18 protein-coding genes, 3 tRNA genes and 2 pseudogenes are annotated in these 20,178 nt (G+C 67.7%); 7 read left to right on the forward strand and 16 right to left on the reverse strand.

Features of this window, described 5'->3' with window-relative positions; translation table 11 throughout:
* Positions 1–282 precede the first annotated feature (282 nt).
* Positions 283–756 carry a hypothetical protein gene (locus ACEXOX_RS16965; RefSeq protein WP_406521588.1) on the reverse strand — a complete coding sequence of 158 codons (474 nt, stop codon included), beginning with the start codon at positions 754–756 and terminating at the stop codon, positions 283–285.
* Between the two features lie 139 nt (positions 757–895).
* Between ACEXOX_RS16965 and ACEXOX_RS16970 the strand changes: the two genes are divergently transcribed.
* Positions 896–1,603 carry a hypothetical protein gene (locus ACEXOX_RS16970; RefSeq protein ID WP_406521590.1) on the forward strand — a complete coding sequence of 236 codons (708 nt, stop codon included), beginning with the start codon at positions 896–898 and terminating at the stop codon, positions 1,601–1,603.
* A 65-nt stretch (positions 1,604–1,668) separates the two neighbouring features.
* Here the strand turns inward: ACEXOX_RS16970 and ACEXOX_RS16975 are convergent, their stop codons facing one another.
* Positions 1,669–2,502, reverse strand: a complete 834-nt coding sequence (locus ACEXOX_RS16975) for an ABC transporter permease (protein WP_406521592.1) — start codon at positions 2,500–2,502, stop codon at positions 1,669–1,671.
* A complete protein-coding gene (locus tag ACEXOX_RS16980) occupies positions 2,499–3,440 on the reverse strand; it encodes an ABC transporter ATP-binding protein (protein WP_406521594.1) in 942 nt (313 codons plus the stop codon). Before ACEXOX_RS16980 ends, ACEXOX_RS16975 begins: the two co-directional genes overlap by 4 nt.
* A gap of 219 nt (positions 3,441–3,659) precedes the next feature.
* Between ACEXOX_RS16980 and ACEXOX_RS16985 the strand changes: the two genes are divergently transcribed.
* Both ACEXOX_RS16985 and ACEXOX_RS16990 read left to right on the forward strand, forming a co-directional pair.
* Positions 3,660–4,127, forward strand: a complete 468-nt coding sequence (locus ACEXOX_RS16985) for a hypothetical protein (RefSeq protein ID WP_406521596.1) — start codon at positions 3,660–3,662, stop codon at positions 4,125–4,127.
* Complete coding sequence (locus ACEXOX_RS16990) at positions 4,124–4,465, forward strand: transcriptional regulator (RefSeq protein WP_406521598.1); 342 nt, start codon at positions 4,124–4,126, stop codon at positions 4,463–4,465. Before ACEXOX_RS16985 ends, ACEXOX_RS16990 begins: the two co-directional genes overlap by 4 nt.
* Before the next feature lie 61 nt (positions 4,466–4,526).
* On the opposite strand, the gene ACEXOX_RS16995 is transcribed toward ACEXOX_RS16990, so the two are convergent.
* The 9 genes from ACEXOX_RS16995 to lxmK form a co-directional block, all read right to left on the reverse strand.
* Positions 4,527–5,642: a hypothetical protein gene (locus tag ACEXOX_RS16995; RefSeq protein WP_406521600.1), complete on the reverse strand. Its 1,116-nt coding sequence runs from the start codon at positions 5,640–5,642 to the stop codon at positions 4,527–4,529.
* Positions 5,597–7,144, reverse strand: coding sequence for a M16 family metallopeptidase (locus ACEXOX_RS17000; protein ID WP_406521601.1), 1,548 nt, complete (start codon positions 7,142–7,144; stop codon positions 5,597–5,599). Before ACEXOX_RS17000 ends, ACEXOX_RS16995 begins: the two co-directional genes overlap by 46 nt.
* 17 nt (positions 7,145–7,161) lie before the next feature.
* Positions 7,162–8,040 (reverse strand): hypothetical protein, encoded by an 879-nt coding sequence (locus ACEXOX_RS17005; RefSeq protein WP_406521603.1) that lies wholly within the window; start codon positions 8,038–8,040, stop codon positions 7,162–7,164.
* Complete coding sequence (locus ACEXOX_RS17010) at positions 8,037–8,651, reverse strand: flavoprotein (protein ID WP_406521605.1); 615 nt, start codon at positions 8,649–8,651, stop codon at positions 8,037–8,039. Before ACEXOX_RS17010 ends, ACEXOX_RS17005 begins: the two co-directional genes overlap by 4 nt.
* Entirely contained in the window at positions 8,648–9,610 is a 963-nt protein-coding gene (locus ACEXOX_RS17015; RefSeq protein ID WP_406521607.1) for an LLM class flavin-dependent oxidoreductase, read from the reverse strand. The genes ACEXOX_RS17010 and ACEXOX_RS17015 overlap by 4 nt, the downstream gene beginning before the upstream one ends.
* A gap of 152 nt (positions 9,611–9,762) precedes the next feature.
* Entirely contained in the window at positions 9,763–9,966 is a 204-nt protein-coding gene (locus ACEXOX_RS17020) for a hypothetical protein (protein WP_406521609.1), read from the reverse strand.
* Positions 9,967–10,068: 102 nt separating this feature from the next.
* Entirely contained in the window at positions 10,069–10,278 is a 210-nt protein-coding gene (locus ACEXOX_RS17025; RefSeq protein WP_406521611.1) for an LxmA leader domain family RiPP, read from the reverse strand.
* A 145-nt stretch (positions 10,279–10,423) separates the two neighbouring features.
* Complete coding sequence (locus tag ACEXOX_RS17030; protein WP_406521613.1) at positions 10,424–11,389, reverse strand: T3SS effector HopA1 family protein; 966 nt, start codon at positions 11,387–11,389, stop codon at positions 10,424–10,426.
* On the reverse strand, positions 11,386–12,447 hold the full coding sequence (gene lxmK, locus ACEXOX_RS17035; protein ID WP_406521614.1) for a class V lanthionine synthetase subunit LxmK: 1,062 nt from the start codon (positions 12,445–12,447) through the stop codon (positions 11,386–11,388). The genes ACEXOX_RS17030 and lxmK overlap by 4 nt, the downstream gene beginning before the upstream one ends.
* A gap of 427 nt (positions 12,448–12,874) precedes the next feature.
* Here lxmK and ACEXOX_RS17040 point away from each other — a divergent pair.
* Together ACEXOX_RS17040 and ACEXOX_RS17045 are read left to right on the forward strand one after the other, a co-directional pair.
* Positions 12,875–14,607, forward strand: a pseudogene (locus tag ACEXOX_RS17040) (ABC transporter ATP-binding protein).
* Positions 14,604–16,507: pseudogene (locus ACEXOX_RS17045) on the forward strand (ABC transporter ATP-binding protein). Before ACEXOX_RS17040 ends, ACEXOX_RS17045 begins: the two co-directional pseudogenes overlap by 4 nt.
* A gap of 211 nt (positions 16,508–16,718) precedes the next feature.
* Here the strand turns inward: ACEXOX_RS17045 and ACEXOX_RS17050 are convergent.
* The 4 genes from ACEXOX_RS17050 to ACEXOX_RS17065 all read right to left on the reverse strand — a co-directional run bounded on the left by ACEXOX_RS17050 (position 16,719) and on the right by ACEXOX_RS17065 (position 18,041).
* Positions 16,719–16,982, reverse strand: coding sequence for a tyrosine-type recombinase/integrase (locus ACEXOX_RS17050; protein WP_406521616.1), 264 nt, complete (start codon positions 16,980–16,982; stop codon positions 16,719–16,721).
* 654 nt (positions 16,983–17,636) lie between these two features.
* Positions 17,637–17,710 (reverse strand) — tRNA-Ile (locus ACEXOX_RS17055).
* 180 nt (positions 17,711–17,890) lie between these two features.
* Positions 17,891–17,963: transfer RNA gene (locus ACEXOX_RS17060), tRNA-Asn, on the reverse strand.
* Positions 17,964–17,968: 5 nt separating this feature from the next.
* Positions 17,969–18,041, reverse strand: a tRNA-Asn gene (locus tag ACEXOX_RS17065).
* Between the two features lie 254 nt (positions 18,042–18,295).
* On the opposite strand from ACEXOX_RS17065, the gene ACEXOX_RS17070 reads away from it, so the two are divergent.
* Both ACEXOX_RS17070 and ACEXOX_RS17075 read left to right on the forward strand, forming a co-directional pair.
* Entirely contained in the window at positions 18,296–18,595 is a 300-nt protein-coding gene (locus ACEXOX_RS17070; protein WP_125047183.1) for a YtxH domain-containing protein, read from the forward strand.
* A 125-nt stretch (positions 18,596–18,720) separates the two neighbouring features.
* Positions 18,721–20,160: an FGGY family carbohydrate kinase gene (locus tag ACEXOX_RS17075; protein ID WP_406521618.1), complete on the forward strand. Its 1,440-nt coding sequence runs from the start codon at positions 18,721–18,723 to the stop codon at positions 20,158–20,160.
* Positions 20,161–20,178: the final 18 nt, after the last annotated feature.

Consider the following 20,178-nt stretch of genomic DNA (forward strand, 5'->3'; position numbering starts at 1 on the left):
CGTACGCGAGGGCTGGCTTTGCGCGTTGCGCGCCGCTCCGGCCTGTCATCCTCGCCTGTTCAAGATGACCGTTCCACGTCTCCGCCCATGCGCCGACCAACCGCAGACGACCGCGGAGCAGGGACAGAAGCGAAGCTAAGGCCCGCCGACGCCGGAGTGTTACCGGGCGGTATGCGTGCCGTCGGTCAGGAAACGTGAAGGGGATGCGCTCCACCGGCGCCCCTCGCCCGCAGGGAGACGTGTGCGGGGTTCAGGGGCGCCGGCTCGGGCCGATCGGGGGAGCTACGCCCTGAGGGAGCGGACCAGGGCGGTAGCTTCCTTCATGCCCAGGCTTGGTCGTGCCGTCCGGAGTGCTTGGATCGCCTTGATCTCCTTAACCCTCGGGTCGACCCCGGCCACGGCAAGCGCCTTCCGCGCCCACTCCTCCGTAGCAGGCGACCCGTCGGCAGGGGTGAACTCGTTGACAATGTCGAGCGCCCTTCGCAAACCCGGACGTTCCGCCTCATCGGCGTCATTGAGCGCACTCTGAATGGCGTCTCGGACGGGGGCGAGGTCAGGGGGCGACGGGCGGTTCGGCAGCGGCAAGTAGACCATCGATGAAAAACCTTTCATTTGTCCTGGATGTCCGGCATGCTGCGCCGGCTTTCTGTTGCGCCAGTGCAGACGCGGCAGCAAATGGCTCATATTTGCCTGCGATACTTGGGCAAGACTTGGTATAAGCCCGCAAAAACCAGGCGGAAACAGTGGAATACCCATCTACGACTCATTATGATCAGGAGACCGATTCCGGCTCATTGCGATCGAGTGGGGTGATTCCGACTCATCGCCATCGAGCGGACGAGTCCTGACCAGACCGAGTCGCATGCAGGGGGCTTGTGAGCCTCGTGGGGGGAACGTGTTGAACGCGGAACCACTTCTCAACGGTATCGCTACGGCGCCGAGGGAACGGCGTCAAGAGGGCGTCCGCATAGACCGCCTGAGCGGTACGGCGGAAATACGCGAACAGATCGAAGACCTGGCCTTCGCCACCCATCGTGACGTGCTCGCTGCCCTCCGGCTGGACCGGCTGACACCCGCCCGTTTCGAGCTTCATGAATACCTGACGCTGCGTTGGATCCGACGGGGTGTGGCAATACGCTACCTGTTAGACTCCGCCGCGCTGGATGATGCTTCAATTCGCGCATACGTCCGGCAGATCAGCGCTGCCGGTGCAGAGATCCGTACCGCACCAGGTCTGCAGAGCAACCTGCTGATCTGCGACAACCGTTCAGCTCTCCTCTACACGAACCCCGAAGACCCGGACGACGGCGCCATGGTCACGACGGAGGCCGATCTGGTGGCCGTGGTGCGGGGACTCTTTTCGCAGGCGTGGAAACAGGCCACCACACTCGGGCAGCTCGCGGAAGTGCGTCTCTGCCTGGAACCCACCGACCAACAACTCATCAATCTCATCCTCAAGCCAGGAAAAGACCTGGCTCGGGCGCGTGAATTGGGCGTATCGCTGCGGACGTTCCACCGACGCGTCGCCGACCTCTACGAACGCCTCGGCGTGACAAGCCGTACCGAAGCCGCCCTGGTGGCACGCGAATACATGAGAGCCTGATGGTGGAACCTGGGCCGGGTCTGCGCGAAACCAGGCGATAACCCGCACAGACCCGACCCGCTTCCTCAGTAAGCCGCCTTGGCTATCCGCTTCTGCTCCCGTTCGGAGAGTCGGCTGCCGGACTCTCGGCTGGTCATCCGGCGCAGCAACCCGGGAGCCAGCAGAAAGCCCAGAGCCACCCAGATGGCGAGCACCCCGAGCATGGGAAGGTGCTGCCAACTCCCTACGGGTTCCAACACCTTCGCGGTGTCCGGAAGCAATGCGGAGCGTACCCCCTGGGCGATCCAGCGTAGCGGGAACACCGAGGCGAAGTTCTGCAGCCAGGACGGAAGGTTCCGCAGCGGCGAGAAGGCGCCGGAGACAAACATCAGGCCCAAGACGGGCAGCATGTAGAGGGCCAGGGCTTCCCGCGCCGCAGGAAGCATCGCTCCGATGGCCGCGCCCATCGGTACCACGGCAGCGATACCCAGGAGCACCACCCAGCACAGGGTGACCCACTGTCCCGGATCGCTCGGGAGATCGGCTCCCAGCAGCAATGCGCCGCCCACGAGCAGCAGCACAACCGAAGCAATCAGGTTGACCAGGACGAAGAGTGTCTTGCCCGTGAGGTAGGACGTCATCGCTCCGGGGATACCGCGCAGTCGCAGCAGCGTCCCGTCCTCCCGGTCACCGAAGAGGAACTGCGGCACCGTCATCAGACCGAACATGACGATGGTCGAGGCGATGCCGCCAGCGAGCGACAACTGTGTCATCTCGCCTTTGCCCCCTCCGGCCCGCCAATAGCTGATGCCCAGGAAGACCACGGGAGTCGACAGATACGCGTAGAGGTCCTTGCGGGTGCGCAGGACCTGACGCAGCTCGATAGCGCCGCGCTGCAGGCCGAGGCGGAATGCGTTCACGATGTCTCCGTACGGGCGGCGGTGAGGTCGGTGTGGGCCTCCTCGGGCAGGTCGGCGCCGACCATGCCGAGGTAAGCGTCCTCAAGGGTTGGGCGTCGCACCTCGATTCCGGGGATCGGGCCGTTGAACTGCCGGTGCAGCTCCCAGAGGGTCTGTGACGGGTCCGCGGTGAACAGCCGTTGTGCCACTCCGTGCTTGTCCGTCCACCGGACCTCGGAGCGGGCGCTGGCCGCCGCAGCGAGTTCGTCGAGCGTGCCGACTGCGGTGATGCGGCCGGTCTGCAGGATGCCGATGCGGTCGGCGAGTTGCTGGGCCTCGGTCATGTCGTGTGTCGTGAGTACGATGGTCATGCCGCGTTCGTTGCGCAGTTCCGCAATCAGCTCGTGAAAGTCACGGCGCGCCTCGGGATCGAAGCCCGTCGTCGGCTCGTCCAGGAACACCAGGTCGGGGCGGCCGACGATGCCCATGGCGACATCGAGTCGTCGGCGCTGCCCGCCGGAGAGCGTGCTCAGCGGCTGATATGCCTGCGCCGTGAGACCTACCCGCTCCATCAGCTCGGCTGGGTCGAAGGGGTCGGCGTAGTGCCGGGCGAAGTGGGCGAGCATGTCCCCGACCTGCCAGCGGCCGTGGTCCCGACTAGACTGAAGCACGATACCGATCCGCGCCCGCCAAGCGGAGTCGTCCCACTCGGGATCCGTCCCCAGCACCTCGACGGTGCCCGCGGAGCGGCGTCGGTAACCTTCAAGGATTTCGATCGTGGTGCTCTTGCCGGCCCCGTTGGGGCCGAGCAGCGCGAACAGCTCTCCGCGGCGGACCTGAAGGTCCAGTCCGTCGAGGACGTCCCGCTGTCCGTACCGCATCCGCAGCCCGGTGGCCTGAATCGCGAGGTCGTACGTTCCGCCGTCCGCCAACGGAACGGCGTCCGCAGTCACCGTCATGTCCCCTCCACCAGCCTGTCGTCGGTCCCCTTGCTCAACCCATGGAACACAGACGTCCCCCCATCGCGCTTGCGGTGTTGTGTAACGGCACGACTGTGCCCACGTCGGGCCGTGCGCTGCGCACCGGCCCGCATGCCCACCACGCTAGTACTTGCCTACTGGGAATGTAAATGCCAGAATTCAAGTGTCTGCTTCTTACCGGAGTTCGGAGGTCTGCCAATGGAGGACACACCCGCACCCAGCGCCGCCAGGGCCGCAGCGGCACTGCGCATCGCCGAGGCCGCCCGGGCGGCGGCCGTCGAACGGCCCCAGCCTCTGCCGGCGTGGTATCCAGCCCTCAACGGGCTGTTGTTCGCCGCTGGGTTCACACTGATCGGTCTCCAGTGGGTTCTCGTCACCGCCCCGTGGCAGCTGACGGCCGGCTGTCAACTCGCGGGTGCCGTCATGCTGGCCGTCCAGGTCGTCTTCGCCCAGCGGATCGAACGTCGCCCCGGAATCATCCAGACCGTCCCGCGGTTCATCAGCAGGCGACGTCTCGCGACGGCGTACCTGGCTCCGCTCGCGCTGGCCACCGTGCTGTCCTTCGTCTTCGGACTGGCCGGCCTGTTCATCACGGTGGGTGTCAGCGGTGGTCTGGTGAACTGGCTGCTGCTGCAGCGGGAGCGCGCCATGACGGGTGCGAAATGAGCAGCGGCCCACGCCCTCCCGCGCTCAACGAGCTGATTCATCACCCCACCCGGCTCGCGGTGATGGCGTTTCTCTCCGGCTGCGCCGAGGCGGAGTTCCGTGCCGTCCAGGAGGGGTGCGCGGTGTCCCAGTCCGCTCTGAGCAAAGTGATCGCAGCCCTGGATTCCGCCTCGTACATCAAGGTGCGCAAGGGCTACGTCGGGAAGCGACCCAGGACCTGGCTCCGTCTGAGCGCTGCGGGCAGGGAGGCTCTCACCGATCACTTGGCCGCACTGCAGGCGATCGCAGCCGACGCGGCAGCACTCGGAGCATCCGTGGGCTCTTCGGCCGGTGACTAGAAGGTGCTGCCCTCCGGACGCCAACGCCGTCCGGAGGCGCCAACCGTGTGTCATGACTTCCTCAGCGCCCCCATCGCGCCCACACGGAGTGCAGTGCCTCCCGCGTCGCGGGATCCCCCATCAGGACTCCGCCGCGTAGCTCGTGCTGGAAGAGCTGCGCGGCCGTTTGGGTCACCTGTCCGGCAGTGACAGCGCCCAGCCTGTCGGGGAACGTGGTGACCGACTCCGGCGACCAGCCGAGTGCGCCGAACCGGGCGAGGCCGTCGGCAAGCGCAGCAGGAGAGTCGAAGACCGATGTCATCTGCGCGGCACAGAACTCAGCCACCTGCGCGAGCTCGACCGCACCGGTCGGTTCGTGGGCCAGGCGGTCCGCCTCCCGGCATACGGTGTCCAACAGCCGTGCCGTATCCGCAACGGCTGCCCTTGCTCGTATCCACGCCCGCGGCTGGCCCACGAAGCGGTCACGTCCGACGAGAAGCTCGGTAATGGGCGTCCCGAGCCTGCCGAGTGCCGTGGCCAGTCTTGATCCGTAGTAGCCGCCGAAGAGCGCGGTGGTGAGGTAGCGCGCGGCTTCGTCATCGCAGGCGGGTGTTTCCGGGGAGCAGAGGAGGAATCCCGCCTCCGCGGAACCCGGCTGCTGCTCCACATGCGTCAGCTCGCCGCATTTCCACGGAATTTCGCCGCAGCCGGCGGTGCCTCCTGTGACATGGGCTGCCGCGGGCAGCACCTGTTTCACCAGACTCAGCGCCGCATCCGCGGGCAAGGCTCCCACGATGGCCAAGCAGCCGCCCTGAACGCTGGGGCCTGTCGTCTGACGTTGTCCGTCCGGTTCGCGGGCTCCGCGCCACAGAGCCTGTTCCATCAGCTGCCCGGCGTCCGCGGGGTATTCCGCCATGCCGTTTTCTCTGTCGGCCACCGGTCCGGGGCCGTCCGCAGCGACGGCCGCCACCACTGCTGCGATGGGTGCCAGCCCCGTCTCCAGGGCATCGCGTGGAACATGGGCAAGGGCTTCGAGCCACTGTCCGTCCCCGTTCATGCGCACGGCGAAGGCTCCGCCGACCGCCGTCAGGGCAGCTGGGAAGCCGGGTACCGCGCTGTCGCGCAGGAGTTTCCCGACGGCATGCGGCGCGGTCAGGCCGAGTGAGCCGAGGGGAAGCCGCAGCCGTGCCTCGACCACCGCCCCCTGGAATCCTCGACGGCCGAGACTCGCAGCCCATGGGGCAGCACCTCGTCCCGCGCTGAGCGGAACGCCGCACGCCCGTGCTTGCCCAACAAGGGAATTGGATACGGCTGCTGGTCTCCACGGACCGGCCGTCCTGGTGCGCGGTACGGCCGACGTGGCTGACGCCCGCCCTGCTTCTCGGGCATGCCGGAGGCCACAGGCCGTCTCCGTACGGGGGCAGGGTCGATCACCAGCAGACCGTGCCGCGCGGTCGCGAGAGCCCGCGCGGCATCCGTCACGTCGTGGGTGGACACAGTCGCGAGACGCTCCGGTATCTCGTCGAGCAACTCCGCATGCCGGTAGAGGTGTTCCAACCGCCCCAGGGCTCGGCTACGTGCGCCGAGGTCGCTGTGATTCCTCGCGTGCTCCACGCTCAGGCGGCCCCTCACCGTCTCCACGTCGCTGACGGTCACATCCCCGCCGGCCCATCGTTCGAGGGTCCACCGCACAGCCGCTGTGAACTCTTCAGGTGTGGCTCCGCCGGGCAGCAGCCCGGCGACGATGAGCGCGTCCGGGCTCACGGCGTCGAAGGGACCGAAGAAACCGCAGCTGCCGCTGGCCTTCCAGACGCGTCCCGTGGCGTCTGCCGCTCCGTTCCCACTCAGCATCCCGGCGATGACCACGGTGGCGAGGTAGCGGTTCACCTCCCGGTCCGGTCCCGGGAGGTGAAACCCCAGGGCGACGGCTGTGGCAGGTATCCCCGGTTCGGCGCAGGTCAGGGTGGTGCCCGTGCCGCCGGCCGGCTCGTCCAGCTCCGGGCTCGGGAGGCACGGGCGCGGCGGTATGCCGCCGAAATGGCGCTCCACCAGGAGAAGTGCCTTCTGGGGGTCGAATCCACCCGCCAGAGTGAGGACTGCGTTGCCGGGGGCATAGTGCGCGTCGAAGAAGTCCGCGCATTCCTGCAGCGTCACTTGTTTCAGCCGGGCGATGTCGCCGTATCCGTCATGGGCGTTGCGATGCAGCCTGTATAGGGCTTGAGGAAGCAGTGGCCAGGGAAAGCCGCCGTAGGGACGGTCGAGGGTGCGCTCCCGGATCTCGGCCTCGACGCCCGCTATCTGTTCGGCAAGGCCACGCGCCGTGAACCGTGGGGCGCGCATGCGGTCCGCTTCGCTGAAGAGCGCCAGCTCCAGCCCGGCTGACGGGACCACCTGGTAGTAGTCCGTGTAGTCCTGGTGCGTGGTGCCGTTGGCTTCACTGCCCAGCCGGCGGAGGTGCTCGTAGAACCGGCCGTCGGGCAGGCTTGCGCTGCCGCGGAACATCAGATGCTCGAAGAGGTGGGCCAGCCCTTCCTCGCCCGGTCGCTCGGAACGGAACCCCACCCCGTAGGTGACGCAGACGGCGACGCGGGGTACCTCAGGCACCGGGGCCAGCAGGATCCGCAGTCCGTTCGACAGCACCGCGCGCACCAGTTCCGGGCCACTCGGGTCCTCGGCTGTCGGATTCCGTCTCGTTGTCACAGTCTGGGGCCTTGTCGTCACAGGTCGATGAGAAAGGTCAGAAATCCGGCGTAGCGCTGGACCTCTTGTGGATGCCATGCCACGTAGGCGCTGAAGTCGTGCAGGTGCAGTGCGCTGCGCAGGGCGGCCGCACGGTTCCAACGGGTACCGAGGTCACATCCGTAGCCGGCGTAGAGGGCCGTCAGCAGTGCCTGCCAGCGTGAGTGAGTGCCTCCTTGGCGCCAGGCGAGTTCCACCAGCTCTCCTGCCACCCAGCCCAGGTCGACGTACCACGGGGCCAGGCAGAGATCCTCGCCCGTCAGCAGCTCCGCGCCGGTCGCACACATGACCGTCGCGCCGAGGGAGGGGCTGCCGTGGGAGAGGACGCCCCTGGTGTCTGCGGCGACCTCGGAACACCACGCGTCGAGGATGCCCCAGCGAAGTTCTCCGAGGGACGTCCGCAGCAGTTTGCGCGCCGGGCCGCCCTCCGCTTCGTCCGACAACCAGCGGGTGAGGCGGCCCAGGCCGGCCGGCCGGCGGGGCGGGACGCTGGAGTGGGGCGTCAGCCCGTGCAGGCGGCCGAGCAGGGTACCGACGCCCCGCAGTGCGGCCTCCGCTTGCGCTGTGGGCCCGTCCCGCAGCAGGCGGATGGCCAGTGACTCGTTGCCCGTCACCTGGTAATGGCGTTTGGTGCCTTCCTCCCGACCCGGCACCAGATGGTACGGACCGCCGTGTCCGAGGCCCCTGATCAGCGCCGCGAGCGCAGGCGGCACTGTGGTGAAGGCATGCGGTGCCTGCGGGCCGGGCTCGCGGCTCCACAGCCAGCCGCCGTCGGGGCGGGGCCGGATCGCTGTGCGCAGCAACCCCGTGCCGTACACGTGGGAAGCGTCGCGGTCGGTGGTCTCCGCGGACGTCATCCCAGTGCCTCCTCGCAGGAGTCTGCGGCAAGGTCATTGCGCAGACACGCCAACTCGCCCAGGGCGCGGGGGAAGAGCGCAGGTGCCCAGGCATCCGGTCGTCCAGTGGTCTTGCTGGTCCCCGGGTGGGGCGGCACGACCACCGTGTTGGGCCGCGCCGACAGGACGGCCACATGCCCAGCGCACGCGGGACTCTGCCAGCCGCCCGGTGGCAGACCCGGTGCCACGACCACCGGCGCGGTGGTGCACTGGGCGGCGAGCAGGGCCGGGCTGTCGGCGAGGCCGAGGGCGAGCCGCGCGAGAAAGTGGAACGTCGCCGGGTAGACCAGGATCCCTTCCGCCCATTCCGCCCATTCCACATGCCGCGCGGGGCCGTCGTCATCGGGCCAGGCGTCGACGAGGACCTCTCCCGAGCGGTGGCCCGACATGCCCTGCCGGGTGACGAACCGCTGCGCGCTGTGGGTCAGCACCACCTTGACCTCGGTCGCGGGGTATACCTCGCCGAGCCAGTTGAGCCAGAAGGGCATGGTCGCGGCCGAATAGGAACCGGTGACCACCAGAAGAAGCCGGGACAGGCCCAGCGACGGCAGTTCCTCTCCGGCGGCAGTCACGGTGCGGCCTTCCTGACGATCTCGTCGAGCTCGTTGAGCGTGGCCTGGGGACCGTACGTGGCGTAAACCCCGGTCAGGTTGACGACGACCTCGTCGACTCCGGAAGCCCAGAAATACCGGATGCGCTCGGCCAGTTCTTCCACCGTCCCGTAGAGGAAGGCTCCGCCGTCCACCAGCCCCTTGGCACCGGCGGCGAGGTCAGCGGGATCCGTCTCGATACCGGCCTTGTGCAGCATGTCACGGTAGTGCGGCATCCTCAGGTGGCCGGTGTTGCTGGCGGTCGCGAGCTGCACCGGGTCCCGGTCCGGACGGCTCAGCGCCATCGGCACGATGGACACCACACGCGGAGCCTCGCGGTCCTTGCGCTCCGCGCCCTCACGCAGAGCCGGCGCCACCACGTCCCGCACATAGTCCGCCGGGGTCAGCCAGGTGATCGCGACATCGGCCAGCTCGCCGGCCAGGCGTGCCATACGGGGCCGGAGCACGCCGAGCCCGACCTCTACGGGAGGGGTCGGCAGGGGATGCAGCCCGGTGCGCATCCGGAAATAGTCGCCGTCTTGCTCGACACCATCGGTTTCGAGCAGGCCCCGGACCGCGGAGACGTACTCGGCGACAGCGGTCAGCTGGCTGGTGTAGGGCGCACCCATCAGGCCTTGCTGGAATATTGCTGCGGCGGGTCCGAACCCCGCGACCATGGGATGGCCGGTCGTGGCGGCGAGCGACCTGGCCTGGACGGCGGCTTCATAGGGATGACGCAGCGGCATCAGCGTCACGCCGGTCCCGACCGGCACCCGGAAGCCCGCCCCGGCCGCAAAAGCGAATGCCTGACTGGACTCGACCAGCGTCGACTGTCCCTGCCACAGGCGGTGTGCCGGGCTCCACTGCAGGTACGCCGCAAACGGAACGATATGCTCGGGCCGGTGCGGCACAAAGGGAACGAGCACGGAAATCACAGCCACGGAAGTTCTCCAAGGTATTTCTGGTGCCGGCCGTGTGGGTTGACAGACGAGGTTTCGGGGAAGAGTCCTGAGAACACACAGACCGCCGCAGCGGGTGCCGTCTCCACCGGCACCCGCTGCGGCTCACCACAATCTGTCCGGCAACGGTCTGTTCAGCAACCGTGGTCGAACGTGGCCGTGACGGCCTGCGAGACCGAGAAGCCCGAGGCCGCGCTCTCGATGGAGTAGACGATGCTGGCGATGCAGCCCGGCGTGGTGGCCGGGGCATCGGTCACGGCGTCGGCGGCCAGACCGTCCGCGCTCACGTACGCGCCGTAGCTGGACACGAGCTCCATGGCGATCGTGTTTGGGGTCATGGTGAAACCTGCTTTCTTGAGGCCGGAGCAACCGGCGTGGAAGAAATGAGTTCCTAGCCCGTCAACGCATTCCGCGCTGTCGGCAGACCTCTTCGAAGGTTTTCAGCATCCCTTGTCGAAGGTCGAAGTGATGGCGCTCGCCGCGGCGGAACCGAGGGTGAGGCAACCGGTCGAGCTCTCCAGGGAGACCACGGAGACACAGACGAAGGTGGTTGCCGGCGCGTCCGAGGCTGCGACCGCGTTCAGCTCGGTCACGTCGGCGTACGCGCCGTAACCAGCGACGAGTTCCATGGTGGCGGCATTGCGGTTCATCGTTGACCCTTTCTGGTGGTCACCTGTTTGTTGCTTTCCGTACCCGTTTGGGCCGGAAGCGGGGAGCGCGTGCACTCGCTCCCTGCAACCGCACCAAGCAGGTTCTGTGCGGGTAGTGCGCATTTGCGCGAGGGATATGGTTGTCTCAGCCGATGGCTGTTGGCGAATCGGTATTGGACGCCATGTCGCCCAGGGCGATCCGGGCCTCGGCAAACCGTTCGGCGATCTTCTCGTGCAGCGGGCCCGACCCCGTTCCGTGGTCGATCAATGCCTGGGCGAGTGCGCCCGCCCGGTGCTGACCGAAACTCAGTCCGCGCATTCCCGTGCGCTGGTCGCTGGGCTCCCAGGCCGCCGCGACGCCCTTCGCCAGCGGGCGCGCGAACAGCGAGACGCCGTCACCCAGACCCGGCAGATCGCCGAGAGATTCCGCCAGGACTCCCGCGAGGTCCCACGACCCGTCCCGCAGATACACCACCAGTGCATCCCTGCGTGGATAGAGCCGCTCGGTGGACAACACCTTGGCTCGATAGTGGGCCTGCCTGGCCTCCAGCAGCCGAAGAACAGCGCGCCACGCCTCCACAGCCAGGTCCGGATCGGTGAGATGGATGTACACCCGCAGCACCTGGCCGCGCCGCAGCACCGGCTGCGAGCCGTCCACGAGGAAGAACCCTGGCGAGAGAGCGGGCCGAGCCGCCGCAGCCGAGACCCTCACGTGCTGCCCCTCGGTCAGCGGGCCGGGCGTCAGTACCTTCTCTCGTGCCGTCCACACCCGCACCCCGTCACGCTGGAGGAGAACCTGGCTGTCCTCCGCCTCAGGAGCGGCGCAGACGACTCCGGACACCTGTGTCGTCCGATGGGGAACCGCATCGAACAACCGTTTCTCGAACTCCGACGACCGGATGTGGAAGGGAAGCGATCCGGGCTCGGCGTCCAGTCCTGCGTGGAGGACGTCGTACAGCGCGCCCGAGAGCAGCCGTTGCAGATCGCGCGGATTGTCCGCCTCGATTTCTCGATGCCCCACGGTGGCAGCCGTGCGGTCGTCGCTGATCCGTACCTGCTCCAGTATTCGGTGAAGCTGCCCGGGCAGGGACACGGTGTCCGATACCGTCATACGATCTCCTCCAATCCAAGAGTGGTGGCGAACTTCGCGGGGGCGAGCAGGGCCGCCCGCCCCACTCCGGCGGCCGCCCGCTCGATCCCGGAGAGGCGGGCGCTGCGTGGTGCACTTGCCATGAGCCGGTCCAGGGTGTGCCAGCCGGCGAAGGCCGTCGCACGCTCTTGCAGCCCGGGATCGACCTTCGGGCGCACGCTGCGGTACCCACGCCAGAAGTTCTCGATGAGGGGACGGAGCCGCTCCAGCTTTTCGACGCCACGGCTGACGATCAACTCGTGGGTCAACTCGAAGTCCACGAAGGCCGAGCCGCCCTCGGCATCCCCACGCGTGGTGACAATGTCCAGGATCGACCGGTAGAGCCATTCTCCGGCGAACCCGCCGACATCGCGGGCCGCATCCGCAAGGCGAAATTCTTCCCAGTCGGCGATATACAGCAGGCCATCTCGGACAAGGAATTGGTCGACTCTCAGGTCGCAGTGGGACGGCACCTTTTCGGCGTCGCGCTCCGCTTCGAGGAGCGCCTCCACACCCTCGATCAACGCCGGGTCATTCTGCATCAGGCTCCACGCCGAAATCTGCCCGAAGCTGATGTTACCGAAAAGGCTCTCCGGAATCCCGCGAAGGAGCCGCGGTGCGGGCAGGGAAGGCGGCTTGGTCTCCAGGTCCGCATCACCGGGATCAGCGGCGTGCAGGCTGCCGACGGCCTGTCCGGCCGTAAAGGCCAGGGTGTCGCTGAACGACTGATCGACCATGAGTTCCGCACCATTCTGTGCGTCTTCGATACATTCGAAGACGCACAGTCGGGCATCGGAGTCGCTACCCAGCAGAGCTGGGCGCTTCAGCATGCCGAGCTGGCTACTGCCGGCGAAATCCTCGAATGCAAGCAGTCTGGCCATGCGCCCGCGGACATCGTCCTCGGGCCCTCTCAGCCGCTTGACGAAGACCTTGCGGCCCTCGGTCGTCGTGCCGGTCCACGCATCGTTGCGCCCGGGAGCGGAAGCGAGCGTCGTCCTGTCGTACGCCCCAAAACCAAGGCGCTCCAACAGTGCATCCACTTCTGGGACCGAATCAAGGTCCGACGGAGCGTACCCGACCTTCGCCATTCCTTACCCCCGAGCAATTGCATGCTCTTGCAGTTGAACCATGTCGAGGGTCAGGGACGGCCAATACGGCAACATCAGCCGCCGTATAAACGGAATCCCCCTACTGCATCCCCCGTGCACCATCGTGCACGGACAACACTGCCATCTGCCCGCACCGCTGCGCCACATTCCCCGCTGGCACGCCACTGCCAATGTATGGCGCCGCAATGCCAGCCATCTGCCACTGAACCCCGTTTCGCGGGCGAGCCCGACAATTTAACGTTGCACCCACCGCGGGGCTCACCCGCGGGGAGCCGAGGGGACCGCCTGCATGCGGCGCCGTCCACAAGCGGCGATTGCACCCGACATGTCCGATTAATTCGATTCTGAAAGTGTTCGCGTGTTCATTCGACTCGCAAGGTCCCACCTACGGCCGCACGCCCGGCCGATGGCACTGCTCGTACTGCTGCAGTTGGCGCAGACGGTCGCGACACTCTATCTGCCGACCCTCAACGCGGACATCATCGACAACGGCATCGTCGAGGGAGACACGGCGTACGTACTGCGCACCGGCGGTGTCATGATCGCGGTGACCTTGCTGCAGGTCATCTGTCTTCTTGGCGCCGTCCTTCTGGGGGCCCGGGTCTCCGCAGCTGTGGGCCGTGACCTCCGAGCCGCCGTCTTCGGGCGCGTCCAGTCCTTCGCCGGCGTCGAGTTGAACCGCTTCGGGGTGGCCTCCCTGATCACCCGGACCACCAATGACGTCCAGCAGGTCCAGATGCTGGTGCTCATGGCGCTTACCCTCATGGTGTCGGCGCCGGTCATGAGCGTCGGCGGCCTCATCATGGCCCTCCGGCAGGACCCGCCGCTGTCCGCTCTTCTCCTGCCGGTCGTCCCGGTACTTGCCCTCGTCGTGGTGTTGATCCTCCGCGTCATGCACCCGCTCTCCCGCCGATTGCAGGAACAGATCGACCAGGTCAACCAGGTACTGCGGGAACAGATCGCCGGCATGCGCGTCATCCGCGCCTTCGTCCGGGACCGGCACGAGCGCGAACGGTTCAACGATGCCAACACCGGGCTTCGGGACACGTCCTTGAGCGCCGGACGTCTCATGTCGTTCATGTCCCCCGCTGTCATGCTGGTGGTCAACGGTGCCGGGATCGTTGTCATGTGGATTGGCGGTCACCGAATCGACGCGGGGCACATGCAGATCGGTGCGCTGACGGCGTTCCTGAGCTACCTGGCACAGGTTCTCATGTCGGTGATGATGGCCACCGTCATGGTCATGATGATGCCGCGGGCCGAGGTGTGCGCCGAGCGCATCCATGAGGTCCTGTCGACGCACTCCAGCATCGAGCCGCCCCTCGCACCGGTCACGGAACTGCATGGGCGCGGTCGTCTGGAGTTCACCGGTGTGGAGTTTCGCTACCCGAGCGCCGATGAGCCGGTCCTCAAGGACATCTCCTCGTCGCGCGCGCCGGCGAGGTCACAGCCGTCGTAGGCTCTACCGGAAGCGGTAAGTCCGCGCTGCTCGGACTGGCTGTCCGACTGTTCGACGCCACGTCCGGAACCGTCTGCGTCAACGGCGTGGACGTACGCGAACTCGACGCCCCCACACGGACCGCAGCCGTGTCCATCGTGCCTCAGAAGCCGTACCTGTTTGCCGGAACCGTCGCCTCAAACCTGCGGTACGGCCGCCCGGACGCCACCGACCAGGAGCTGTGGCATGCCCTTGAGGTCGCGCAGGCCCGCGACTTCGTCGAGGCGATGGCGGGAGGGCTTGAGGCTCCCATCGCGCAGGGCGGTTCCAACGTCTCCGGCGGCCAGCGCCAGCGGCTGGCCATTGCCCGTGCCCTGGTACGCAAGCCGGACATCTACCTTTTCGACGACTCCTTCTCCGCCCTCGATTACGCCACTGACGCCCGCTTGCGGGCCGCCCTTGCTCGCGAGACCGGTGACGCGACCGTACTCATCGTCGCCCAACGCGTATCAACCATCCGCGAAGCCGACCGCATCGTCGTCCTCGACGAGGGACGCATCGTTGGCACCGGAACGCACACCGCGCTCGTGGAGTCCAACGAGATCTACCGGGAGATCGTGCTCTCCCAGCTCACCGAGGAGGAAGCCGCATGAGCAACCCGGCACAGGGCATGACGACCGGAGCGCGGGGAACTCTCCAACGGCTCCTCTCCGTGGTGCGGTCAGAACGCCTCTTGCTACTGGCCTCGTTGGTGCTCGGAGTCGGCAGTGTGATTCTTTCCGTCGTCGGACCGAAGATCCTCGGTCATGCGACGGACCTGATCTTCGCGGGGGTGGTGGGTCGACAGCTGCCTGCCGACACGACCAAGGGACAGGCGGTTGAGACCCTGCGCGAGCACGGGCAGCAGTCCCTTGCCGACATGGTCCGGTCGATGGACGTCGTGCCGGGCCACGGAGTCGATTTTGGCGCGCTCGGACGGATTCTGCTGTGTGCTCTGCTGATCTACGTCATGGCATCGGTCCTCAGCTACCTCCAGGCCCGTACCGTCACCTCGGTGGTACAGCGGGCAGTGTTCCGGCTGCGCGAGCAGATTGAGGAGAAGCTGTCCCGGCTGCCGTTGAGCTACTGCGACAAGCGGGCGCGGGGTGAGCTGCTCTCCCGCGCGACCAACGACATCGACAACATCGCCACGACGCTCCAGCAGACCCTCAACCAGATCGTCGTCTCACTGCTGACGCTTGTGGGGGTGCTGGCGATGATGTTCTGGATCTCTTGGCTGTTGGCTCTCGTTGTGCTGCTCACCGTGCCGGTGTCGGTCGTGGTCTCCGCCAAGGTCGGCAAGCGGGCGCAGCCCCACTTCGTCGTGCAGTGGCAGTCGACGGGCACACTCAGTGCGCACGTCGAGGAGATGTACACCGGACACTCGCTGGTGAAGGTCTTCGGCCGGCAACAGGAATCCGCGGAGACATTCTGCAAGGAGAACGAGGAGCTCTTCCGGGCCACCTACAAGGCCCAGTTCTTCTCCGGCATGATTCAGCCCGCGATGATGTTCATCGGCAACCTCAACTACGTGATGGTCGCGGTCGTGGGTGGCCTTCGAGTCGCCAGTGGTTCGCTGTCGATCGGCGATGTCCAAGCCTTCGTGCAGTACTCGCGGCAGTTCAGCCAGCCGCTGACGCAGATTGCGTCGATGGCCACCCTGGTGCAGTCCGGTGTGGCTTCCGCAGAGCGCGTCTTCGAACTCCTCGATGCCGAGGAACAGACTCCCGACGCGGCCGATGCGGTGCGACCGGAGCACGTCCGTGGCAGCGTCGCCTTCGAGGACGTCTCCTTCCGCTATGAGGCCGACAAGCCCCTCATCGAGAACCTCTCGCTGGCCGTCCGCCCCGGCCAGACCGTTGCCGTCGTCGGTCCGAGCGGTGCGGGCAAGACCACCCTGGTCAACCTGTTGATGCGGTTTTACGAGCTCAGCGACGGCCGGATCACCGTCGACGGCGTCGACATCGCCGCCATGTCCCGCGAGGAGCTGCGCTCCCACATCGGCATGGTCCTTCAGGACGCCTGGCTCTTCGGGGGCACCATCGCCGAGAACATCGCCTACGGAGCCCCCGAGGGCACCTCCCGAGACAAGGTCGTCGAGGCCGCCTGCGCCACCCACGCCGACCGCTTCGTACGCACTCTCCCGGACGGCTACGACACCGTCATCGACGACGAAGGCTCCAATCTCTCCGTCGGCGAGAAGCAGCTGATCTCTATTGCCCGAGCCTTCCTGGCCGAGCCCGAGATCCTTGTCCTGGACGAGGCGACCAGCTCGGTGGACACCCGCACCGAGGTCCTCATCCAACAAGCCATGTCCCAGTTGCGTGCCGGGCGCACAAGTTTCGTCATCGCCCACCGTCTATCGACCATCCGTGACGCAGACGTCATCCTCGTCATGGATTCCGGCCGGATCGTCGAACACGGCACCCACAACACGCTGCTCGCAGCCGGGGCGCATACGCGCGGCTGTACGAGGCGCAGTTCGCCCAGCCACTGGGACGAGTCGCGGTCTGAGGGAGCCATGAATGGCACGGCTATGGCGGAGGCGTGTTGACACGGTGCCGACACTATGGACACGGAGAGGCCCCATAACCTACGTTTCCGAAGGTCACGGGGCCTCTCGATAGAGGGAGCCTAGGGGAGTCGAATACCTGGGCCACGTTCGCGGGGCCTGCCCCAGGAGGAAGCAAGGAAGGGGCGCGGACAGCGGGCCGCCCTCTCAGGCTCAGGCCGCACTCCCGAACCCGTCAGCAGACGGGATCGCCCCAACCGGATTCGTAGCCCACTCCACGGCCGCCGCCACTTCGTCGTCCGCGGACTCCAGGAGATGGCCGTACCGGTCGACCATGGTGGTGATGGACTCGTGTCCGAGTCTTCCCTGGATCACGGGAAGCGGGACCTTTCCGGCGATCAGCCACGAGGCGTGTGTGTGGCGGAGGTCATGGATGCGGGGCCTCTTCGTCAGGCCGGCGGCGTTGGCGGCGTCCAAAGCGGGCTTCCAGCGGTTCGCGAAGAAGAAGCCGGAGTGCCAGGACCCTCCGCCGGGGGCGGTGAAGGTCAGGTCCTGCGGCTACTCGCCCCGGCAGGCTCGCTGGAACAGCTTCACCTGATCCTGACTGCCGTCGCCTCTCCCCAGCGCAGGCCGGTGCCGATCAAGGCGTCGACGGGATCGACAGCGTCGGTCTTCAGGTGCGCGCACAGGAGCTCGTACTCCTCCGGCTCAAGGAAGACCTCCTCGCCACGGGACCGTGTGGTTTTCTACGGATCTCCTCTTAGGGTTCGCACGCTATGCCCGGATACGTCCGTGAGTAGCTCAACGTACCTGCGGGCGCGTGCGGGGAAAATCTCCCCTACCGGACGCTCAGGCTCGGCCGACTCCTCGACGAACCCCTTGCCCTTAGCTCCGGGCGGCCGTTGCTGTCCGCGATCGCTCATCGAAGCTCGCGCCCTACCCCGCCCCATCAGGGCCTCCGCCGACGCGCCAGACGACCCTGTGGGTCAAGGCGCCCGACTGCTTCACGTGGGTCTTGACGCTCACCATGACGACCCGCCCACGGGGGCATGTGTGGCAGAAGTTCCTGCGGAAACTTCCTCGACGAGACGTTTCCGCAGGCCACATCGTTTCTGCACCTAGGTGCAGCGGTGGGGCGGGTGGGACTCGAACCCACGGCCGACGGATTATGAGTCCGCTGCTCTAACCGGCTGAGCTACCGCCCCGATACGGCGCGCCGCGCACATTTGTGCGCGCCGTCTGCCGCAGCATAGCCGCTCATACGATCTGTTGCGCGGGTGGGTCCTCGCTGGGCTGCCATGCTCGTTCAAGAGGACTTCGGCCGACCCGTGTTCGGTTCCCGCGCACAGGAAAGAGGACCCCCGCGGGGGTCCTCTTCCGTCCTGCTCCCCCGACTGGACTCGAACCAGTAACCCTCCGGTTAACAGCCGAATGCTCTGCCAATTGAGCTACAGGGGACCGAGCTCCCCCGACTGGACTCGAACCAGTAACCTGCCGGTTAACAGCCGGCTGCTCTGCCAATTGAGCTACAGGGGAATGCTCTGTGTGCCTCGAATGCACTCCGGTCCGGGGCCTCCGGACGGCGTGCGCTCGCTGCTGCACATACATTAGCGCAAGCAGGGGGTGCTCCGCCAATCGGTATGGCCGCGGGTGGTCCCGGATGATCTTCTGGTCCGCGGGTAGGCGGGCAGCACAGCCCTGCGGACCCGCGGGTAGGCGGGCGGCGCGGACCGGCGAAACCCCGCACCGTGCGCGCGAGCGAGACCGACGAGAGGGAAGGTGGAGCGACGATGCGCTACCGGCTGACGTTCATCACGGGACTGGCCATCGGATACGTGCTCGGCAGCAAGGCGGGCCGCGAGCGGTACGAGCAGCTCCGCAAGAGTGCCCGGCGGATCGCGCAGAACCCGGCCGTCCGGAACACCGCGGAGTCCGCCGCGCTCGGCGGCCGCGAGGTGGCCACCAAGGCGTTCGACAAGGTGTCCGCCAAGGTCGGGGACCGGATGCCGGGGCCGGTGGCGGAGCGCATCCGTGCGCTGCGCGAGCAGCGCGGCAGCGGTGAGGACGACTGGGGGACCAGCAACACCTGAGCAAGGGACCGCGCGGGCGGCCGGGGCCGGACGGCCGGGACCGGCCGTCCGCGTCCGCCGCCCCCGCCCCGGGGGTGTGAACCTGGCAGCCGTACCGTCCCGTCCATGGGGCATCATCTGGGGGCATGGGGATAGTCGCCGGGCTGGACAGTTCGTCCGAGAGCACACGGATCGTCGTCTGCGACGCGGACACGGGTGCCGTCATCAGGCAGGGGTACGCGCCGCACCCCGCCGAAAAGGGACACGAGGTCGACCCGCAGGCGTGGCTGATGTCACTCGGCGAGGCCGCGGGCAACGGGCTGCTGGAGGGCGTGCAGGCGATCGGGGTCTCCGCTCAGCAGCAGGGGCTGCTGCCGCTGGACGCCGACGGCGCGCTCGTACGGGCGGCACTGGTCGGTAACGACAAGCGGGCGCAGAGCGCCGCTGCCGATCTGATCGACGCGCTCGGCGGGCGGGCCGCCTGGACGCAGGCCGTCGGTGCCGTCCCGCACGCCGCGCAGCCGCTGACGAAGCTGCGCTGGCTGGCGCGGAACGAGCCGGCGAACGCGGCGCGCGTCGCCGAGGTGCTGCAGCCGCACGACTGGCTGGTGTGGCAGCTGCTGGGGCGCCCGGCACGGCGTACGACGGACCGGGGCGGCGCGTCCGGCACCGGGTTCTGGTCGGCGGCGGCCGGTGCGTACCGGCCGGATCTGGTGGAGCTGGCGCTCGGGCACCAGGTGCGGCTGCCGGAGGTGCTGGGGCCGTCCGGTACCGCCGGTTTCACGCCCGAGGGGCTGCTGATCTCCGCCGGGACGGGCGAGACGATGGCGGCCGCCTTCGGGCTGGGGGTCGGTACGGGCGACGCGGTGGTGTCGCTGGGCGCCTCGGGCTCGGTCTTCGGCATCCACCACGAGGCGCTGGCGGACTCCAACGGCACGATCACCTCGTTCGCCGACGCGACGGGGATGCACCTGCCGGTGGTGCACACGAGCAACGCGGTACGGGTGCTGCGCGGCACGGCCGAGATGCTGGGCACCGACCTCCAGGGGCTGTCCGAGCTGGCGCTGAAGTCGACGCCCGGCTCGTACGGCATGGTGCTGCTGCCGTACCTGGAGGGCGAGCGGACGCCGCACCTGCCGCACACGGCGGGATCGCTGCACGGGCTGCGGCGCGAGAGCATGAAGCCGGAGCATCTGGCGCGGGCGGCCTTCGAGGGCATGCTGTGCGGGCTCGCGGACGCGCTGGACGTGCTGCGCGGGCGGGGCGTCGAGGTGCGCCGGGTGTTCCTGCTGGGCGCGGCGGCGGAGCTGGGCGCGGTGCAGGCGGCGGCGCCGGGACTGTTCGGCGCGCAGGTCGTGGTGCCGCAGCCGGCGGACTACGCGGCGCTGGGCGCGGCGCGGCAGGCGGCCTGGGCGCTGGGCGTGGCGCACGGCACGCTGGCTCCGCACGAGCCGCCGCGCTGGCCCGCGGCCGCCAGCCAGGTGTTCGAGCCGGGCGACGACCTGCCGGTCGGACAGGCGGTGCGCCAGCAGTACATCGCGGTGCGGGAGGAGAGCTACGCGGGGGCGTTTCTGTCCGCTCAGTAGGGGATGAGGGGCGTAGGG

Source organism: Streptomyces sp. Ac-502, assembly GCF_045222935.1.
GTDB lineage: Bacteria > Actinomycetota > Actinomycetes > Streptomycetales > Streptomycetaceae > Streptomyces > Streptomyces monomycini.